The sequence below is a fragment of the Bacillus sp. FSL K6-1033 genome (assembly GCF_038630765.1).
Lineage (GTDB): Bacteria > Bacillota > Bacilli > Bacillales > Bacillaceae > Bacillus > Bacillus altitudinis.
Genome location: NZ_CP152041.1, coordinates 644960 through 662044, shown reverse-complemented (window position 1 = coordinate 662044; position 17085 = coordinate 644960). Strand labels below are relative to the sequence as shown.

Here is a 17085-nt window from a genome sequence, read left to right as displayed (position 1 = left end):
TATAAGAGTGTTCAAAAGGAGGTCATGAGTCTATGGCGATTCTCGTCAAAGATGCACTCTCGCTCGATATGATGAAAGAAACCAAACTGCTTGCTGGAGAAAATGGACTGGATCGTCTTATCCAGTGGGTAACCATTGTGGAAATTATTGAGGACACGTCTAGACTTTCCGAAGGAGAATTACTTGTTACAACTGGATTTGGGCTGACAGAAAATAAAGAAAGACGCATCCGGCTTGAACAATTGATTCAATCTCATCGTCTTTCAGCCATTGCCATTTATAAAGGCGTGTACTTAACGGAAATTCCCGCATCACTCATTGAAGCCGCCGAAAATAGCGGTATTCCGCTCATCGAGATTCCGCCCCATGTCAATTTTTCAGACATCACAAAAGCCGTTCTAGAACAAATCGTCAGCAGTCAGCTCCATCAGCTCAAATATTCTTCCGCGATTCATCAAAGACTGACCCATTTAAATGTGAGCAATAAAAATGTCACGCAAATTACAGATGAACTGGCACATCTCACAGCGGCAAATATCGTCGTACTGGATGTGTTTTTGCACCAAACAGCAGCTCATCTCGAAACAGACGAAGTGACCTATTCTCCTGCTTTTGGCTTTCTAACAGATGACGAACCGATTGAAACCTCTTCTCTGCTCAAGCAGGCAGAGGAAAAAGGCCGGCTCGTCTATGACACATATGGTGCGTTTGTTCTAGCTGCATGCCCTGTGATTGCAATGGGGGATATTTTCGGGTTCATTGTGGCGTTAAAGAAAAAAGAGACGTGGCACCATCTCGATGCCATCGCCATTGAGCATGCCGGTGCGGTGTATGCGATTGAATGGTTGAAACAAAAAGCCATTCAAGATACAGAAAACCAAATGCAGGGGCATTTATTGGATGATATGCTGCAACAGCAATACACAGAAGAAAGTTATGTCATCGAACAAGCAAGAAAGCTGCAATATGATATGAGTGAGGAACAAGTCGTCATCTACTTTCAATTTCAGCATCAGCACACACAGCTCGATCATCAAATGGTGCAGCGCCTATCCCAATTGCTCACATCCATTTTTGAACGCAGACAAATTCCTTTTTTATTAAAGGCAAGGCTTGATTCCATTTTCGTTCTGACACCCGCAGGAAAAAACACGTATCAAGAAACAAATTGGTATCGTGCATCAGAAGAATGCCGCAGTACTTGGTCTTATTTTTTCCCCGTCCATCCCATTGTGATTGGCATTGGAAGAGCCTACGACCAGATCAGTCTCTTTGCTAAAAGTGCAAAAGAAGCCCAGTATGCAGCAAGGCTTCTTCCTCTTTTGAAAACAGATGACAGCATCATTCATTATCAGAAGCTCGGTCTATATGGGATGCTGCTTGAAATGAACGAAGCCGGAATGAATTTGCATGACTTTTATGTGGAGCTGTTAAGCCCGCTGCTTTATACAAAAAAACAAGGAGCTGACCTCATTCATACACTCGAAGTGTATTTGGCACACAATGAAAATATTCAAAAGTCAGCGGGGGAATTGTTTATTCACCGGCATACGTTAAGCTACCGGTTGAAACAAATTGAAACGAGAACAGGCTGCAGCCTCAAATCCACTGATGATCGGATGAAGCTGCAGCTGAGTATCATGGCGTACCGCCTATCTGGTCTGCTTGATCAGATGAGAACCATTTCATGATTCATTTGGCGTTTTGACCCATAGATTCATATCTTCAATTTTGTCAAAAATATAGCAGTTGTTTTGAAAGCGTCCGGTGTATGTATACCCGAGCTGATAAAATACTTGATTCATTCCATAGGACAGTGCACGGGCAAGAGAATAAAAGACATAAATGTGCATGGATTGAAGCTCTTGTTCGAGGGCTAGAATCAAATGATGCATGAATCCTAGTTTTCTGTATGTGGGAAGGGTTGCACAATCTGTTAATTCTGCATGACCATATGGCACATTGATTTCAGCGGATGCGGCACTTACAAGTTGACCGTCATGTTCAACGGCATAAAAAACCGTCCCTTCCTCCATTACCTTTCGGATGTAATCTGGCTCGTTCATTGGCGTGGGGTACGTTTCAAAGACCGTATCATAGAGTGCTGCCAGCTTGTGCACATCCTCTGGACCGGCTTTCCTCATCACATACTCATCCTGCCACACGCCTTGGTCTTTTTTCATCGGCTTTTCTTGAATAGACGCAACGATTTCATCTTCCTTCAGCCAAAATGGGCTGTTCATTCGATCTTCGGTCAGAAAGAGCGACATGCCGTACGCATCACTTCCGAGGAAATAATGAGAAAACACGCCTTCAAGCCGAAAGCCTTTTGCTAAAAAAAGAGGCATATGCTCGCGCCTTACTTTTACAATAACCTTAGACGCCTTGCAGTCCGCCGCTTCCTGAAGCACGGACTGAATCACATCCTGCACCCTGCCGCTATAGTCATCCAAACGAATTCGCTCATTGAATGAATCCATACAGATCAAAGCAGAAAAACGCTCGTTTGCAAGTTTCTTCAATTGCACCATACACTCATTCCCCTCTTAGCTAATGAAAAACTTCCAAATTAAAAATGAAGAAATAGCAATGCCAGAAAAAATGGATAGGATCATATAACTAATGGCAAAGCCTTTTTTCAATTTATTCTGCTTAATGGCAGTCACCATGATGTTATTTATAGTTATGAGATATAAAACAAGCATGACGTTTGCAAAGATGATAAATGCTTTGATTTCCATGTTGCCTCCCTAAATCTATTCGTGATCCCATACTACTTCTTCATCATCTGCCCGCATCCCTCCTATGAACAGAAGAAGAAAAAAACACCTTTCCATCTCGTCAGATAGAAAGGTGTTTTGATTAAACGTTTTTCCCCGCAGCCTTCAGCGCACGGGCGCCAATGTCACGGCGATAAAATAAACCTGGCTGAATGATTTCTTCAACCGCTTCATACACTCTTGATCTTGCCGCTTCAAATGTGTCGTCAAATGCGGTCACATTTGCTACACGGCCGCCATTTGTGACGAATTGATCGTTTTCCTTTTTTGTTCCTGCGTGGAAGGTGACGACATCAGAGACCGTTGTTTGCAAAGCACCGATTGGCGTGCCTTTTGCATAGTCTTCCGGGTATCCTTCTGATGCAAGAACGACACTGACAGCGGCTGTGTCTTTCCACTGCAAGTCTACATCTTTTCCATCTAGAATGTCTAGGAATACTTGGACTAGATCTGATTCAAGACGAGGGAGCACTACTTGCGTTTCAGGGTCGCCAAAGCGTGCATTGAACTCAATGACTTTTGAGCCTTCTGGTGTCAGCATTAAGCCTGCATATAAAATGCCTGTAAACGAACGCTCTTCCTGCACCATCGCGCGAGCTGCTGGTTTGACGACGTCTTCCACCGCTTTTTGTACGACTTCATCAGAAATTTGTGGAACCGGTGAATAAGCGCCCATCCCGCCGGTGTTTGGTCCTTTGTCATCTTCAAATGCCCGTTTATGATCCTGTGCGATCACCATCGGATACACCTTTTCTCCATTGACAAAGGCCATCAGAGAAAACTCTTCACCCGTTAAAAATTCTTCAATGACAACCGATGCACTCGCATCGCCAAACTTTTCATCCTCTAAAAAGTCATGCAGGCAGTTGATTGCCTCTTCAAGCGTCATTGCCACTGTCACGCCTTTTCCTGCGGCAAGCCCATCTGCTTTAATGACAATTGGGGCACCCTTTTCTTCCACATATGCCTTCGCTTCTTCAAACGATGTAAAAGTGGCGTAAGCGGCTGTCGGGATCTCATAATTTTTCATTAAGTCTTTTGCAAACTCTTTTGAGCCTTCAATGACTGCGGCTTTTGCATTCGGTCCAAATACCTTGAGTCCTGCTTCTTCAAATGCATCGACGACACCTGCAATTAAAGGAACCTCTGGACCGACAATTGTTAAACCGATGTTATTGTCTTTTGCAAAACGAATTAACGCCTCATGATCTCCCTCGTCGATCGGGACAAGCTTCGCAGCGTCTGTCATTCCATCATTGCCGGGTGCGACAAATACTTGGCTGACAAGTTCGCTTTGATTCACTTTCCATGCGATGGTATGCTCTCTTCCGCCTCTGCCGATAATTAATACGTTCACACTGTCATCCCCTTAATGTTTGAAATGTCTAACGCCAGTGAAGACCATGGCGATGCCGTATTCATCTGCTTTTTGGATTGATTCTTCATCACGAATGGAACCACCTGGCTGGATGATCGCTGTGACGCCTGCCTTTGCAGCAGCTTCCACTGTATCGCCCATTGGGAAAAATGCATCAGAACCTAGTGCACTGCCTTTTGCCTTTTCACCTGCTTGCTCAATCGCAATGTTAGCCGAGCCAACACGGTTCATTTGACCAGCACCAATACCTGCTGTCATTTGATCCTTCGCTAGAACGATGGCATTTGATTTCACATGCTTGACGACTTTCCAAGCGAGCTTTAAGTCTTTCCATTCGTCTTCAGTCGGTTCTCTTTTCGTTGGAATAGAGATCGTTGCTTCCTCTAAGCCGTATGTGTCGATATCCTGAACGAGCAATCCACCATGAACACTTGTGAGCTGCTTTTCTTTTTTCCCAAGATCTGCTTCTATATCTAATGTTAGTAGACGAAGGTTCTTTTTCGCTGTTAACACGTCAAGTGCTTCTTGGCTGAACGATGGTGCGATGACGATTTCTAAGAAAATCGTATGGAGCACCTCAGCCGTTTGTTTGTCTACTTCACGATTAAGCGCCACAATGCCGCCGAAAATAGATGTTTCATCTGCTTTAAATGCACGATCAAATGCTTCTGCAATCGTTTCCCCTGTCCCAACACCACATGGGTTCATATGCTTTACAGCCACAGCCGCTGGCTCCGTAAATTCACGTACAATTTGAAGAGCAGCATCTGCATCTTTGATGTTGTTGTAGGAAAGTTCTTTTCCATGTAATTGCGTTGCAGTAGCTAAAGAGCCTTTGCTTGGAAGCGCATTTTCATAGAACGTCGCCGCTTGGTGCGGGTTTTCTCCATAACGAAGAGATTGCTTTTTCTCAAATGTGACTGTGAACTGTTCTGGCTCTGTTTCGCCAACAAAGTTCGTTAAGTAATCCGCAATCAGGGCATCGTAAGCAGCTGTATGACGGAATACTTTTGCTGCAAGCTCACGTTTTTTCTCTAGTGAGACGCCGCCTTCTTTGATTTGTTGAACGACAGAATCATAATCACGCGGGTCTACAATCACAGTGACGTCCTGATGGTTTTTAGAAGCAGCACGAAGCATACCCGGTCCGCCAATATCAATGTTTTCAATCGCTTCTTCATACGTGACATCGTCTTTGGAAATGGTCTCTTTGAATGGATATAGATTCACAACGACAAGATCAATTGGCTGAATGCCGTGCTTTTCGATCTGTGCCATATGCTCATCGTTTTCTCTCACTGCTAACAGTCCACCGTGAATGTTCGGATGAAGCGTTTTGAGTCGTCCGTCCATGATTTCTGGGAAGCCAGTCACTTCAGAAATACCAATGACATCAATGCCGTTCTCTTGAAGAAGTTTGTGTGTACCACCAGTTGAAATCACTTCAACTCCAAGTTCTGTTAGTTCTTTCACAAAAGGTACAAGATTTGTTTTATCGGAAACACTGATTAATGCGCGTTTGATCGTCATGCCTTTGTCACCTCATTAAGATAATTCTAAAAGTGATTTGATCACTTTTGGATATAGTGTATGTTCTAATTCATGCATTCTTTTTTCAATGGATTCAAGGTCTTCCCCTTGTTCAATATGAATGGCTGCTTGATCAATAATCGGGCCGGTATCCATGCCTTCGTCGACATAATGAACCGTGATGCCAGCTACTTTGACTCCTGCTTGATAGGCTTGTCCAATCGCATCGAGTCCAGGAAATGCTGGCAGTAAAGAAGGGTGGATATTCACGATTTTCCCTCTAAATGCGTCAAGTAATGTCGGACCGATCAGTCGCATATACCCAGCGAGGAAAATCCATTCCACTTCATGCAGCTTCAGCTGTTCAATGATGGTTTGCTCAAAAGCGGCTTTACTCGGGAAAGCCTTCGGCGTAAAAGAAAAGGACGGAATGCCCTCTTTCTCTGCCCGCTCCAGCACCTTCGCACCCGGTTTATCACAGATCACAATGGCGGCTTTTGCCGGCCACTGTTCTTCTTTTAACGTATCAATAATGGCTTGAAAATTTGTCCCGCTTCCAGAGGCGAAGATCGCAAACTTTTTCATGAGAGGCTTCCACCACCGAAAGTGACGCCTTCTCCTTTTTGAACTCGTCCGATAAGGAAGGCTTTCTCTCCGTCTTGTTCAAGTCCGCTGATCACATCGACGAGATCATCCTCTTTGACGGCTAGGACAAAGCCGATACCCATATTAAATACATTGAACATCTCTTCTGCTTTTAATTGCCCTTTTTCTTGAATAAAGGAGAAAATAGGCGGGACCGGCCATGAGCCATTATCAATCTCAACACCAAGCCCTTCAGGCAGCATACGTGGTAAATTCTCAATAAAGCCACCGCCTGTCACATGTGCCATACCGTCAACCTTGCCAGCCTTCACTTGTTTAAGAACAGGCTTGACATAAATCTTCGTCGGTTCCAGCAGCTCTTCTCCAAGCGGTCTTGTAAAAGGTTCATACGTTTGGTGAAGGTCTAGACCTGCGTCTTCCAGCAATACTTTTCGTACAAGAGAATAGCCATTGCTATGAATTCCGCTAGAGCTGAGTCCAATCAGCAAATGACCTTCCTTGATGTTCTCTCCTGTGACGATTTCATCCTTTTCAACGACACCTACAGAAAATCCAGCAATATCATATTCTTCTTCTGTGTAAAGACCCGGCATTTCTGCAGTCTCTCCGCCGACAAGCGCTGAACCAGACTGCTCGCATCCGTCAGCTACACCTTTGACGATGGATTCAATTTTCAAAGGATCTGCTTTTCCAACTGCTAAGTAATCTAAGAAAAAGAGCGGCTCTGCCCCTTGTGCAAGCACATCGTTCACACACATAGCGACAGCATCTACACCGATCGTATCGTGTTGATCCATTAAAAATGCTAGCTTTAATTTCGTACCAACACCATCTGTTCCTGAGACAAGAACGGGCTTTTTGTATGGCAGCTCAGATAAATCAAACATACCGCCAAATCCGCCTAGAGCCCCCATGACACCTGCTCTTTTTGTACGTTCTACGTGTGTTTTCATTCGTTTAACGGCTTCGTATCCTGCTTCGATGTCGACACCGGCGTTTTTATATGCTTCTGACATCCCATTCACTCCTTTTATCTGCTTGTCTTTCATGTATTTTCGGCAGAATGAAAGAGCAGCATATCAAATCACGTTGACTGCTGCTCCATTATTCGATTATTTCGTCAGGACTGTTTCCTTCACATGAGGAAGGACAGTATCTTCATAAATTTCGGTCGGGTATTTTCCAGTAAAGCATGCTAAACACTGACCGCGCTGCGGATCATCATACTTTCTGCCAATCCCGTCCATTAAACCGTCTACAGATAAAAATGCAATGGTGTCTGCACCGATTTCCTGTCTAATTTCTTCCACTGAATGAGATGATGCAATCAGCTCTTCGTGTGTAGACGTATCAATTCCATAAAAACACGGATGAGCGATTGGCGGTGAACTAATGCGTACATGCACTTCCGTCGCTCCCGCTTCTCTTAGCATCGTCACAATCCGGCGGCTTGTGGTTCCGCGTACGATGGAATCATCCACCATGACGACACGTTTGCCTTCGACCACCCCGCGCACAGCAGACAGCTTCATGCGCACGCCCTGCTCACGCAATGCTTGAGACGGCTGAATAAATGTCCGGCCAACATAACGGTTTTTAATTAAACCTAGCTCATATGGAATACCTGTTGCTTCGGCATAGCCAATCGCTGCAGAAATACTGGAGTCTGGCACACCTGTCACGACATCTGCTTCGACATGTGCTTCTTCTGCAAGCTTCTTGCCAAGATTCTTTCTCGCACTATGCACGTTGATGCCATTGATATTGCTGTCCGGTCTTGAGAAATAAATGTATTCCATGCTGCACATGCTGCGGTTAATGTTCATCGAGAAACGCTCAGATTTTAAGCCGTCATCATTAATGATCAGCATTTCGCCAGGCTCTACATCTCGTAAATAGGTAGCACCGACGACATCAAAGGCACATGTTTCAGAAGCGACAACATAAGCATCCCCAAGCATACCAAGTGAAAGTGGGCGTAATCCGTTCGGATCAAGCGCTACGATCATTTCTGTTTCCGTCATGATTAAGAAAGCATAAGCCCCTTTTAGCATGGACAGAGCATTTTTGATTTGATCCTTCAAATCCATATATCCGCTGCGCTTAATTAAGTGAGCGAGCACTTCGGTATCAGAAGACGTTTGAAAAATACTTCCTTGGTTCTCTAGCTGCTGTTTTAATTGCGTTGCATTGACCAAGTTTCCATTATGAGCAAGGGCAAGACTGCCATTGTTTTGCGAGCGGAAGAAGAGGGGCTGCACATTCTCAAAGCCGCCTCCGCCTGCTGTCGCATACCGAACGTGTCCGATCGCACCTTTTCCCTTTAAATCCTTAAGCTCACCATTTTGGAACACTTCCGTAATCAGTCCAAGGCCTTTGTGTGACGTCAGGTTTTCACCGTCTGTTGCAATAATTCCCGCACCTTCTTGTCCTCGGTGCTGAAGGCTATGCAATCCGTAATATGTGATTTGTGGGGCTTCTTCGTGTCCCCAAACCCCAAAGACGCCACATTCTTCGTTTAAGCCTCTGATTTCAGCAAGCATGGGATCGCTCCTTTCCATGCGCGTTCAAGCTCGTTGACTGCCGCATGAATCCATTGTTGTCCTTCTTGATTTTTGACAGTGAATACACCATCATTTGTGACCGTTCCGACTTCTTTTGCATCTTGCACAGCCGCAGCAAACGCTTCGCGATTTTCTGGTTTCACTGTGACGACAAAACGTGACTGTGATTCACTGAATAGTGATGCAGCGCTGTTTAGATCGATCTGGATATCAGCGCCAAGACCATCTGTTCCAAATGTACTTTCAGCTAGTGCTACACCAAGACCGCCTTCAGACACATCATGTGCTGACTGAACAAGTCCGTTTTGAATCGCTGCTAATAGGGCTTCTTGACGCGCCAGTTCTACATCCAAATTAATTTCTGGTGCTTTTCCGTAGATACGGCCTTCTGTCATTTTTTGAAGCTCACTGCCTGCAAATTCTTCCTTCGTTTCACCAATGACGAAAATCACATCGCCTGCCTGTTGGAACGATTGAGTCGTAATATGAGCTGTATCTTCAATCAAACCAACCATGCCAATAACTGGCGTTGGGTAAATGGCTGTTCCATTTGACTCGTTATATAAAGAGACGTTACCGCCGATGACCGGTGTGCTTAATGTACGGCAAGCTTCGCTAATGCCGTCAGCAGACTTTTCAATCTGCCAGAAGATTTCTGGTTTCTCCGGGTTACCGAAGTTCAAGTTATCTGTTACTGCAAGCGGACGAGCCCCTGAGCAGACAATGTTACGTGCAGCTTCTGCAACTGCGATCTTCCCGCCAACCTCTGGATCAAGGTAGAGATAACGTGCGTTACAATCTGTTGTCATCGCAAGAGCTTTTTTCGTCCCACGGATTCTAAGCACGCCCGCATCAGAGCCAGGTGCAACGACAGTGTTTGTACGAACCATATAGTCGTATTGATCGTAAACCCATTCTTTACTCGCAATCGTTGGCTGTTTTAACAGCTGCTTCAATGTATCTGCTGCATCTGTGATCGCTGGAGCTTCCACTTTTGTTTCTAAAAACTCACGATAGTATGCAGGCTCACTTGACGGCTTGTGATAAACCGGTGCTTCTTCTGCAAGTGCATCAACTGGAAGCTCACACACTACTTCTCCTTGATGGAGTAAACGAAGCATTTTATCGTCTGTCACATGACCGACTGAGACTGCTTCAAGATCGTATTTTTCAAAAATATCAATGATTTCTTGCTCACGGCCTTTTTCAATGACCAACAGCATTCTCTCTTGGGATTCAGACAGCATCATTTCATACGCTGACATGCCTGTTTCACGCTGAGGGATCAGGTCTAGGTTCATTTCGATACCTGAACCAGCTTTACTTGCCATCTCTGCACTTGAGCTAGTTAAGCCAGCCGCTCCCATATCTTGAATGCCCACAAGCGCATCATTTTTGATGACTTCAAGGCATGCTTCAAGCAAAAGCTTTTCCATGAACGGATCGCCGACTTGAACCGCTGAACGTTTTTCTTCTGATTCATCAGAAAATTCTTCAGACGCAAATGTTGCACCGTGAATCCCGTCACGTCCCGTTTTAGCACCAACGTACATGACCGTATTGCCAACACCTTTTGCCTGCCCTTTCTTGATGTCTTCATGGTTGATTAACCCTACACACATCGCGTTAACGAGCGGGTTGCCTTCATAGCTTTGATCAAAATGAACTTCTCCGCCGACTGTTGGAATACCGATACAGTTTCCATAGCCTGCAATCCCTGCCACTACTTCTTCAAACAAGTACTTCACGCGCGGTGAAGTCAGTTCACCAAAACGAAGAGAGTTTAATACCGCAATTGGACGAGCACCCATGGAGAATACATCACGGATGATTCCGCCGACACCTGTTGCCGCTCCTTGATACGGTTCAATCGCAGATGGATGGTTATGTGATTCGATTTTAAATACAACCGCTTGGTTGTCTCCAATATCAACGATTCCAGCGCCTTCCCCAGGACCTTGAAGAACATGCTCTCCTTTTGTCGGGAATTTGCTTAAAACAGGCTTTGAGTTTTTATAACTGCAATGCTCTGACCACATGACAGAAAAGATACCCGTTTCCGTGTAGTTTGGCAGCCTGCCAATAATGGATTCGATTAAAGCGAATTCTTCATCACTCAATCCCATTTGCTGATACAATTTCTCTTCTTTAATTTGCTTGTGACTTGGTTCAAGCAGTAGTGACATGAGTGTCCCTCCAATTTTTCACGATAGATTGAAACAATTTAAGTCCGTCTGCGCTGCCTAGTAATGAGTCAACCGCGCGCTCAGGGTGCGGCATCATGCCGAGTACATTGCCCTGTTCATTCGTTACACCTGCAATTCGATTGACACTGCCGTTAATATCGTCACCGTAAGTGAAAGCGATTTGGCCTCGTTCAATCAGCTTCGCTAACGTGTCTTCGTCACAGTAGAAGTTACCTTCACCGTGTGCTACAGGAATCGTAATCGATTCACCTTTTTGATAACCGCTTGTAAATTGCGTTTCGTTGTTCTCTACAATGAGTTCAACTGGACGACAGATAAATTTTAGATCTTTATTCCGTCTCATTGCACCTGGCAAAATGCCAAGCTCCTGAAGAATTTGGAACCCGTTACAAACACCAAGAACAGGTTTTCCTTCCGCAGCTGCTTTTTTCACAGCTGGCATGATGTTAGAAAAACGAGCAATCGCACCGCATCTTAAGTAATCCCCATAAGAGAAACCGCCTGGTACGAGTACACCGTCAAAACCATCAAGACTCGTTTCGTCGTGCCATACATATTCAACTTGTTCACCTAACTCATCTTGAATCGCATGGTACATATCGATATCACAGTTAGAGCCAGGCAAGACGATCACTGCAAACTTCACTGTGCGACAACCTCCTCCACCTCATAGCGGTAATCTTCAATCACCGTATTGGCAAGCAATTTTTCACACATTTCTTTGACCACTGTATCTAAGTCACGTTCTGATTTCTCAATGACTAGCTCCATATATTTCCCGATACGGACATCCTTTACTTCCTGATAAGACATGCTGTGCAAAGCGTGCTGCACGGCACTTCCTTGTGGATCAAGAACGCTCTCTTTTAAGCTGACAAAAATTTTCACTTTATACATGTTTATGGCCTCCAAGTCTTTTGAAAATTTCTTCGTATGCATTTGTTAAGCCGCCCAGGTTTCGTCTGAACACGTCTTTATCAAGCTTTTCGTTTGTGTCTTTGTCCCAAAGCCTGCACGTATCAGGTGAAATCTCATCAGCTAGCAAAATACGATTCTCGTGATCTATTCCGAATTCAAGCTTGAAATCAATTAAATTCACATGGCAATCTGAGAAGATTTGCTTTAATTCTTCATTCACTTGTCTTGTGATTTGTTTCATTTCCTCGACCTGCTCAGGTGTCGCTGCATGTAAAATGCGAATATGATCTTCTGTAATGAGCGGATCGCCGAGTGCATCATCTTTGTAGTAAAACTCGATCAAAGGTGTGTCCAGTTTCGTTCCCTCTGGAATTCCAAGACGCTTTGACATACTGCCTGCCACCACGTTTCGCACAACGACTTCAAGCGGTACAATGTCTACCTTTTGAATGAGCTGTTCTGTTTCAGATAGGCGTTTCACAAAGTGATTGTTGATCCCTTTCTCATGTAGCATTTGAAAAATCAAGCTAGAAATTTCGTTATTCAGTCTGCCTTTGCCTTCAATTTCCGCTTTCTTTTCACCGTTAAATGCTGTAGCTGAGTCTTTATATTCGACATATAAAATATGCTCGTCATCGGTCTGATAGATTCTTTTCGCTTTGCCTTCGTAGAGAAGTTCTTGTTTCACAGTCATTCAGATTGGCCTCCTAATTTGAATGTTGGCAATTTTCAGGATTAGGCGCCTGACTAGCAGGCGGCCCATTTCTTACGCAAGACCTAGACGTTCGAAAATCATATCGACATTTTTCAAGTGATAGTTGTAATCGAAGCAGTCAGCGATTTGTTCAGGTGTTAAGCGTGAAGTGATTTTCTCTTCTGCTTCTACTAATGAACGGAATGGTACTTGTTTCTCCCAAGCTTCCATCGCCTTTGGCTGAACCGTGTCATATGCTTCTTCACGTGCCATGCCTGTATCAATAAGTGCAAGAAGAACACGCTGAGAATAGATCAAGCCAAGTGTGCGGTCCATGTTGCGTTTCATATTCTCAGGGAACACCGTCAAGTTCTTCACAATGTTAGAGAAACGGTTCAGCATATAGTTCAGTGCAATCGTTGCATCTGGTAAAATGATGCGTTCAGCAGATGAATGAGAAATATCACGCTCATGCCAAAGCGGTACATTTTCATAAGCAGTCAGCATATAACCACGGATGACACGGGCAATCCCCGTCATATTTTCAGAACCGATCGGGTTTCGTTTATGAGGCATCGCGGATGATCCTTTTTGTCCTTTTGCAAAGAACTCTTCTACTTCACGCGTTTCACTCTTTTGAAGACCACGAATTTCAACAGCAAATTTCTCAATGCTTGTTGCGACTAAAGCAAGGGTTGCCATGTAATCTGCATGACGGTCACGCTGCAAGGTTTGGGTGGAGATTGGTGCAGCTTTGATGCCAAGTTTCTCACATACATATTGCTCAACAAACGGGTCGATGTTCGCATATGTGCCAACAGCACCAGAGATTTTGCCGTATTCGATGCCGGCTTTTGCTTGTTTAAAACGTTCTAAGTTACGCTTCATTTCCTCGTACCAAAGAGCAAGCTTCAAGCCAAATGTTGTCGGTTCAGCGTGTACACCATGCGTACGGCCCATCATGACGGTATATTTGTGCTCTTTTGCTTTTTCTTTTAGTATGTCAACAAATCTCTCAATGTCCTTGAGCAAAATATCGTTCGCCTGTTTTAATAGATATGAAAGCGCCGTATCCACTACGTCTGTAGATGTTAACCCGTAATGAACCCACTTTCTTTCTTCTCCTAGAGATTCAGATACAGCACGCGTAAAGGCAACCACGTCGTGGCGCGTGTCTTGTTCAATCTCCAAAATACGTCCAATATCAAAGCTTGCATTCTTGCGCATTGTCACAACGTCTTCTTTCGGAATGATGCCAAGTTCTGCCCAAGCTTCACAAGCGAGAATTTCTACTTCAAGCCATGCATTAAATTTGTTTTCCTCTGTCCAGATTGCTGACATTTCTGGTCGTGCGTAACGTTCGATCATTTCCCGTTTCCTCCATCTCTTTCAGTCCATATCTTTGTGATGTTTGCCATCCATTCATCATCAAGCTGTTTCATAAATGTCATATGCCCCATTTTGCGGCCGGCTTTTACTTCATGTTTGCCATATAGATAAAGTTTCGCTTCCTTTAAAAGCTCAGGATGTTCTTTTGGGATGTCCACTTCATCGCCCAGCAAGTTCACCATCATACCCTCTGATAAAAGAGCTGTTCCGCCAAGCGGCAAACCGCATATGGCGCGAATGTGCTGTTCAAACTGACTCGTCTCACATAAATCCAATGTGTAATGTCCAGAGTTATGCGGGCGCGGTGCCAGTTCATTGACGAGCAGCTTCCCTTCATTTGTCAGGAACAGTTCAACAGCAAGCGTACCGACCAGCCCTAGCTTTTCAGCAAGCGTTGTTGCCAGCTCTTTTGCTTTCTCCTGAATGCTGCCATCTACCCGTGCAGGCACGATGCTTTGGAATAAAATATTGTGCTTATGAATGTTCTCAGCGACTGGGAATGTCGCAATTTCCCCATGAACAGAACGCGTCACAATCACGGACAGTTCCATTTGGAAAGGAACCCAGCTTTCTAAAATGCACGTTCCATGCGTGAGAAGTGCAGCCGCTTCATGAAGCTGATCCTTCTCTTTGATGACGAACTGTCCTTTACCGTCGTAACCGCCTCTGCATGTTTTCAGCACAGCTGGTAAACCAAGCGCACTTACTGCATCTTTCAGCTCCTTCTCATCATGAACGATGCGATAAGGGGCGACTTCACAGCCTGCATCTACAATCCCTTTTTTCTCCGTTTCACGGTTTTGGGTTAAAAGAAGGAGTTCGCTTCCTTGCGGTAAATACGCCTCTTCCTTCAGCTGATTGAGTGCATCATAATCAATATTTTCAAATTCATATGTGACCACATCGCTGATGTCCGCCAGCTGCCTGATCGCTTCAAGGTCACTGTATGCGGCTGTAATTTCTGTATCAGCAACCTGTCCACAAGGAGAATGTCTTACCGGATCAAGAACTGCTGCCCGGTAGCCCATTTGCTTTGCACTGACGGCCATGTATCTGCCAAGCTGTCCGCCGCCGATGATACCAATGGTTGCGTTTGGAAAAATGGTCTGCTTAGCCAAGCTGATCACTGCTTTCTAATACAGTTTGTTTTGTTTGCTCTCTTCTTTCTTCAAGGCGTGCTGCAACGGCTTCATCGAATGCTGAAATCATTTGTGCAGCTAGAAGCCCTGCATTTGTTGCACCAGCTTTGCCAATTGCCACTGTAGCAACAGGTACACCGCCTGGCATTTGAACGATGGATAATAAGGAATCCAGCCCGTTTAATGCTTTTGATTGTACGGGCACACCAATGACCGGCAGTGTCGTTTTTGCTGCGACCATCCCCGGTAAATGTGCTGCGCCTCCAGCACCGGCAATAATGACCTTGAGTCCTTTACCTCTTGCTTCAGTCGCATATTCAAACATCAAATCAGGTGTCCGATGTGCAGATACAACCTGTTTTTCATACGGAATGTTCAATTCCTCTAAGATATCGCACGCATGTTTCATTGTTTCCCAATCAGATGTACTTCCCATGATGACACCTACAAGCGGCTTCATTTTGTCCCCACCTTTAAGCTATTATTCGATTTTGTATCGTTTGACACGCTTCCCAAACCTAAGTAGCTTGTCAAACGCCGAACAAAAAGGCCCGGTTTGTATTGCATTGTTAGGAAGCAACACAAACCGGGCCATGGTAAGCGCTGTTCGCTTTTAAAACGCCATGTCAGTTTTGTTCACTATCCTGCATAGTCCAGTCATTTACGGTAACTGGGTAGAAACTTATGGGCCATATTCCCAAGATTATATGAGGCTCGTGTTTTGATTTCATGTTTATCTTAACAACGGATGTTCATGATGTCAACGGATTTATCGAACAATCTATGAAGTCGTCGTTTTAATGTTCGGATTTAGAGTATTTTTCCCTCAAATACGATTTTTTTCCCAATCGGAATGATCTGAATCGACCCATTTTCCTTCTTTTCCTGAAAGATGGGCTCCTCCATTCGTCGGACAGGTGAGTATCCTTCCTCCGCCATCTGGGACAACACTTGCTCAATCGTCATGTTGTCTTCCACGTAGAATTTCTTTTTCTTTGGTTTTGCGGTCATTCTTTAATTCTCCTTTTCTTCACAGCCTTCACCCAGAAGCCGCCATGAATCGTTTTGGGCTCATACGAAATGATAAACGCCTTTGAATCAAGCGTTTTAATCGTTTCATATAATTGCAGTTCATATTTTCTCGGTGTTAAAATTTGCATCGCTGACCGGTCTCCTTCAAGACCTCCTACTACCCAGTTGGTGACGCCATATCCTTTTTCTCTCAATTGTTTTGGGAGATCTAGATCGATTTCTTTTGTAATCACGTTCACAGTAATGTAGCCAAGTGCCAGCTTCTCTTCAATTTTCATCCCGACAATGATTCCAATTCCATAACCTAGCGCATACGCAATGACATTTTGTACTTGATCTAAGTTATCTAATACGATACTCAAACCAATGACATAAATCAGCATCTCGACAGTACCAGCAAAAGCGGCTGCGTACCTTCTGCCTTTCATTGTTAAAATTAAACGCATAGTGGAAAAAGAGACATAAACAATGTTAATCACTAAAATAATCAAAACCATGGTGAACGCATTGGATAAAAGTTGTTGAAGCACGATTCGAACCCCCTGCACTAAAAATCAAATAAAGCACCCCATATTCTACTAGAGAACAAACCTTGATACAATCAAATTTGCGCGAGAAAAACACATATATCTTTCGACAACAAGGGGTGGTCTTTGTTACCAAGAGTTTACCCGTTTTTTCCTCTTCTCAACATGAAAAACCTCCTTTTTCAAAAGGAGGCTTTAGATGGTTGATAAAGGGCTAAAATATACTTTATTTTAACCCTTTGTCTTCTTTTCAGCGTGATAGAAACTTTTGAATTCTAAGAAGGACGAGTACCGGTGCGAAGCGAATTTCACTTTCGTGAG

The 17085-nt window shown here is 44.3% G+C and carries 17 protein-coding genes and 1 riboswitch; of the genes, 1 reads left to right on the top strand and 16 read right to left on the bottom strand.

Going from position 1 to position 17085, the window contains the following annotated elements:
* Positions 1-32 precede the first annotated feature (32 nt).
* A complete protein-coding gene (locus MHH31_RS03305; protein WP_178896570.1) occupies positions 33-1691 on the top strand; it encodes a PucR family transcriptional regulator in 1659 nt (552 codons plus the stop codon).
* On the opposite strand, the gene ablB is transcribed toward MHH31_RS03305, so the two are convergent.
* The 16 genes from ablB to MHH31_RS03225 all read right to left on the bottom strand — a co-directional run bounded on the left by ablB (position 1686) and on the right by MHH31_RS03225 (position 16767).
* A complete protein-coding gene (gene ablB, locus MHH31_RS03300) occupies positions 1686-2531 on the bottom strand; it encodes a putative beta-lysine N-acetyltransferase (protein WP_326242151.1) in 846 nt (281 codons plus the stop codon). The genes MHH31_RS03305 and ablB overlap by 6 nt on opposite strands.
* A gap of 15 nt (positions 2532-2546) precedes the next feature.
* Positions 2547-2741, bottom strand: a complete 195-nt coding sequence (locus MHH31_RS03295) for a hypothetical protein (protein ID WP_008344285.1) — start codon at positions 2739-2741, stop codon at positions 2547-2549.
* A gap of 121 nt (positions 2742-2862) precedes the next feature.
* The gene (purD, locus tag MHH31_RS03290) at positions 2863-4137 is read right to left on the bottom strand and encodes a phosphoribosylamine--glycine ligase (RefSeq protein ID WP_024719399.1); all 1275 of its coding nucleotides are present in this window, start codon (positions 4135-4137) and stop codon (positions 2863-2865) included.
* Positions 4138-4149: 12 nt separating this feature from the next.
* Entirely contained in the window at positions 4150-5688 is a 1539-nt protein-coding gene (gene purH, locus MHH31_RS03285) for a bifunctional phosphoribosylaminoimidazolecarboxamide formyltransferase/IMP cyclohydrolase (protein WP_342495279.1), read from the bottom strand.
* A gap of 15 nt (positions 5689-5703) precedes the next feature.
* Positions 5704-6273, bottom strand: a complete 570-nt coding sequence (gene purN, locus MHH31_RS03280; protein WP_008344288.1) for a phosphoribosylglycinamide formyltransferase — start codon at positions 6271-6273, stop codon at positions 5704-5706.
* The gene (gene purM, locus MHH31_RS03275) at positions 6270-7310 is read right to left on the bottom strand and encodes a phosphoribosylformylglycinamidine cyclo-ligase (RefSeq protein ID WP_017366751.1); all 1041 of its coding nucleotides are present in this window, start codon (positions 7308-7310) and stop codon (positions 6270-6272) included. Before purM ends, purN begins: the two co-directional genes overlap by 4 nt.
* A 96-nt stretch (positions 7311-7406) precedes the next feature.
* On the bottom strand, positions 7407-8837 hold the full coding sequence (purF, locus tag MHH31_RS03270; RefSeq protein ID WP_039168587.1) for an amidophosphoribosyltransferase: 1431 nt from the start codon (positions 8835-8837) through the stop codon (positions 7407-7409).
* Entirely contained in the window at positions 8813-11044 is a 2232-nt protein-coding gene (gene purL / locus MHH31_RS03265) for a phosphoribosylformylglycinamidine synthase subunit PurL (RefSeq protein WP_089374154.1), read from the bottom strand. The genes purF and purL overlap by 25 nt, the downstream gene beginning before the upstream one ends.
* The gene (purQ, locus tag MHH31_RS03260; protein ID WP_008344292.1) at positions 11028-11711 is read right to left on the bottom strand and encodes a phosphoribosylformylglycinamidine synthase subunit PurQ; all 684 of its coding nucleotides are present in this window, start codon (positions 11709-11711) and stop codon (positions 11028-11030) included. Before purQ ends, purL begins: the two co-directional genes overlap by 17 nt.
* Complete coding sequence (gene purS, locus MHH31_RS03255) at positions 11708-11962, bottom strand: phosphoribosylformylglycinamidine synthase subunit PurS (protein ID WP_008344293.1); 255 nt, start codon at positions 11960-11962, stop codon at positions 11708-11710. The genes purQ and purS overlap by 4 nt, the downstream gene beginning before the upstream one ends.
* Positions 11955-12677 carry a phosphoribosylaminoimidazolesuccinocarboxamide synthase gene (gene purC / locus MHH31_RS03250; protein WP_007496901.1) on the bottom strand — a complete coding sequence of 241 codons (723 nt, stop codon included), beginning with the start codon at positions 12675-12677 and terminating at the stop codon, positions 11955-11957. The genes purS and purC overlap by 8 nt, the downstream gene beginning before the upstream one ends.
* Positions 12678-12749: 72 nt before the next feature.
* Complete coding sequence (gene purB / locus MHH31_RS03245) at positions 12750-14045, bottom strand: adenylosuccinate lyase (RefSeq protein WP_008344295.1); 1296 nt, start codon at positions 14043-14045, stop codon at positions 12750-12752.
* Entirely contained in the window at positions 14042-15184 is a 1143-nt protein-coding gene (purK, locus tag MHH31_RS03240; protein ID WP_342495278.1) for a 5-(carboxyamino)imidazole ribonucleotide synthase, read from the bottom strand. The genes purB and purK overlap by 4 nt, the downstream gene beginning before the upstream one ends.
* Positions 15177-15665 (bottom strand): 5-(carboxyamino)imidazole ribonucleotide mutase, encoded by a 489-nt coding sequence (gene purE / locus MHH31_RS03235; protein WP_017359824.1) that lies wholly within the window; start codon positions 15663-15665, stop codon positions 15177-15179. Before purE ends, purK begins: the two co-directional genes overlap by 8 nt.
* A 169-nt stretch (positions 15666-15834) precedes the next feature.
* Positions 15835-15936: riboswitch (purine riboswitch) on the bottom strand.
* Between the two features lie 79 nt (positions 15937-16015).
* The gene (locus MHH31_RS03230; protein ID WP_017359825.1) at positions 16016-16216 is read right to left on the bottom strand and encodes an NETI motif-containing protein; all 201 of its coding nucleotides are present in this window, start codon (positions 16214-16216) and stop codon (positions 16016-16018) included.
* Entirely contained in the window at positions 16213-16767 is a 555-nt protein-coding gene (locus MHH31_RS03225; RefSeq protein ID WP_008344300.1) for a DUF5698 domain-containing protein, read from the bottom strand. The genes MHH31_RS03230 and MHH31_RS03225 overlap by 4 nt, the downstream gene beginning before the upstream one ends.
* Between the last annotated feature and the right edge of the window lie 318 nt (positions 16768-17085).

Bases quoted from the DNA above. Each gene is read 5' to 3' on its own strand.
- MHH31_RS03305 (WP_178896570.1), top strand. From the start codon at position 33: ATGGCGATTCTCGTCAAAGATGCACTCTCGCTCGATATGATGAAAGAA.
- ablB (WP_326242151.1), bottom strand. From the start codon at position 2,531: ATGGTGCAATTGAAGAAACTTGCAAACGAGCGTTTTTCTGCTTTGATC.
- MHH31_RS03295 (WP_008344285.1), bottom strand. From the start codon at position 2,741: ATGGAAATCAAAGCATTTATCATCTTTGCAAACGTCATGCTTGTTTTA.
- purH (WP_342495279.1), bottom strand. From the start codon at position 5,688: ATGACGATCAAACGCGCATTAATCAGTGTTTCCGATAAAACAAATCTT.
- purN (WP_008344288.1), bottom strand. From the start codon at position 6,273: ATGAAAAAGTTTGCGATCTTCGCCTCTGGAAGCGGGACAAATTTTCAA.
- purM (WP_017366751.1), bottom strand. From the start codon at position 7,310: ATGTCAGAAGCATATAAAAACGCCGGTGTCGACATCGAAGCAGGATAC.
- purF (WP_039168587.1), bottom strand. From the start codon at position 8,837: ATGCTTGCTGAAATCAGAGGCTTAAACGAAGAATGTGGCGTCTTTGGG.
- purL (WP_089374154.1), bottom strand. From the start codon at position 11,044: ATGTCACTACTGCTTGAACCAAGTCACAAGCAAATTAAAGAAGAGAAA.
- purS (WP_008344293.1), bottom strand. From the start codon at position 11,962: ATGTATAAAGTGAAAATTTTTGTCAGCTTAAAAGAGAGCGTTCTTGAT.
- purC (WP_007496901.1), bottom strand. From the start codon at position 12,677: ATGACTGTGAAACAAGAACTTCTCTACGAAGGCAAAGCGAAAAGAATC.
- purB (WP_008344295.1), bottom strand. From the start codon at position 14,045: ATGATCGAACGTTACGCACGACCAGAAATGTCAGCAATCTGGACAGAG.
- purE (WP_017359824.1), bottom strand. From the start codon at position 15,665: ATGAAGCCGCTTGTAGGTGTCATCATGGGAAGTACATCTGATTGGGAA.
- MHH31_RS03230 (WP_017359825.1), bottom strand. From the start codon at position 16,216: ATGACCGCAAAACCAAAGAAAAAGAAATTCTACGTGGAAGACAACATG.